Raw genomic sequence first — 1,933 nt, forward strand, 5'->3', positions numbered from 1 at the left:
CGCTAATCTGTCGAAGGAACGAGTGCTTCATGTGGTCGCGACGCACCTGCGTATAAACTTGCAGGAAGCTTGGAGCGGATTCGCTTTGTTTGGTTGGCATAGCTATACGACTGTTTTAGTTGTGAAGATACTAAATATCAGTGGCATATGGAATAACCACAACCCTGTACTCCCTGGAAATGCCGTGCAACGGTCTCAATGTAGCAACTTCCCCGCTGCCGAGCAAGCAACCCCGCATCCATGAGCGACTTACACCTCGCAGGAGAGGTCACCATACTCCCACTTCCCCCGACATCAAAAGCAAGCTATCCTGAGGAGATTTCTTAGCCGCCTCGAAGTATGTACTCCGCGCAATCCATTTACTTTTATTTACCACATCCTATTACACACAGATATATTTCTGCGATAAGACAACATTTCCATACATTTTCTCGTTTATAACTAAGAAAGGAGAGGAAGCCTGTCTTACACTCCTTCCCCAAGTACAATTCATTTAACGGAACCATTATCGTGGAGCTGGGTAGCTCGGTCTACCCTCCCTCCGCCTCATCATCAACTACAAGCAAAATGGCTACAAAACGATCAATTCGCCGACTCGGCTTCCTTTCTCTTCTCCTCCTCTCCTTTGCCTTAGTGCTCAGCTCTTGCGGCGGCAAGAGTGACCTGCCAGGCGGAGAATTCGGGGGCTTTGGCAGCGCAGACCTGAAGCAAGAGATCTCGATCAGTGCATCCGCTCCGATCAGTGTCCACTTCAACGCCAACACCCAAGGGGGATCTGACATCTACCGTGACGGCAAGCTCGTCGGTCAGACCATCTACAATTCCGAGTGGAGAGATCCCATCGCAAAGTCCTATCGTACGACCTTCACCCACAAAGGTTCGGGGCTATATGTCGGCATTATCGTACGCAGACCCGATAATGCCCCTGCATCCATCAAGGTAAAGACGAGTGTGAAGCTATATAGAGGGAACAAGTACCTCAAGACCTACGAGAAGGAGGTAACACTCACCTCGGATCCTTCACTCTCATTATCAAGTGAACTTTACAAAGTCGAGGCTAACGGCAACTAGCCAAACGATCCCGACTTAGGAGAGACACGCTCTCTGGCACATCACTCCAAGCAAGATCCCACTTGACTTCGCCCCATCCGAGGGTGTATCAAGTGGGATCTTCTCTTTTCGAGGAAGTGGCTTTGCCGAGCACCCTTCCACCGCATGAAGTACTAATAATAGAGACCATTGCACGGCACCTCAAGAGACCATTGCACAAGGCCATCTCTTCACAGCTTCCACCTCCTTGCCTCGAAAATCGGAGTCTTAGGCTGAGAAGTGAGATGCCTGTCTCTCCCCCTTGCCCCCTCTCGGGAGGATAACCCTTCCGAGAGGGGGCTTTTCTGGGCTATTTGATGCTTTGGAGTACAAGAAGCCTGGGCATACGCTTCAGATTGTATGCCATAGCTTCCAAGATATTCTGTGTATGGGTTCGCTCAAGCCCTCGGTAGCGACATCGCCCTCCTGAAAACCACCTTCGGATACTCCCAAAGGTACGCTCAATGAAACAGCGCATCTTGCTGATGGCGTTATTCAGCTCACGTTGTCGCTCTGTGAGCTTCATCCCCTTCTGCGCTTTGAGCATAACCCCATCAATCAAGCCTCTCTCAAGGAGACAAGCCGAGTTCTTCTTGCTGCAATAACCTTTATCGGCAAGGACACTAATACCCTGTGTAAGCTCTGCCTTCTCAATTAGCTCGGGCAATACCACCGTGTCGGCACAATTGGCTGGCGTGGTAATTATGCTCTCCACCAGCCCTTGCCCATCGGTCAGCACGTTTTTTGTATCCGTAGCGATAGTGCCAGCCTTTGCGCACACAACGAGCTTCCGTATCAACCCCTGGTTTGCAACTTTTCAACTCATACAGATAAGCCTGCTCTT

2 protein-coding genes are annotated in these 1,933 nt (G+C 50.3%); one reads left to right on the forward strand and one right to left on the reverse strand.

Annotated elements, in window-relative coordinates; genetic code table 11:
* Positions 1-567 precede the first annotated feature (567 nt).
* Positions 568-1,071 (forward strand): hypothetical protein, encoded by a 504-nt coding sequence (locus HMPREF1556_RS02140; protein ID WP_021666561.1) that lies wholly within the window; start codon positions 568-570, stop codon positions 1,069-1,071.
* Between the two features lie 328 nt (positions 1,072-1,399).
* On the opposite strand, the gene HMPREF1556_RS08930 is transcribed toward HMPREF1556_RS02140, so the two are convergent.
* Positions 1,400-1,870 (reverse strand): transposase, encoded by a 471-nt coding sequence (locus HMPREF1556_RS08930; RefSeq protein WP_369795584.1) that lies wholly within the window; start codon positions 1,868-1,870, stop codon positions 1,400-1,402.
* Positions 1,871-1,933 lie beyond the last annotated feature (63 nt).

It is taken from the genome of Porphyromonas sp. oral taxon 278 str. W7784, from assembly GCF_000467855.2.
Lineage (GTDB): Bacteria > Bacteroidota > Bacteroidia > Bacteroidales > Porphyromonadaceae > Porphyromonas.

Coding starts and splice junctions, on each gene's coding strand:
- HMPREF1556_RS02140 (WP_021666561.1), top strand. CDS start 568: ATGGCTACAAAACGATCAATTCGCCGACTCGGCTTCCTTTCTCTTCTC.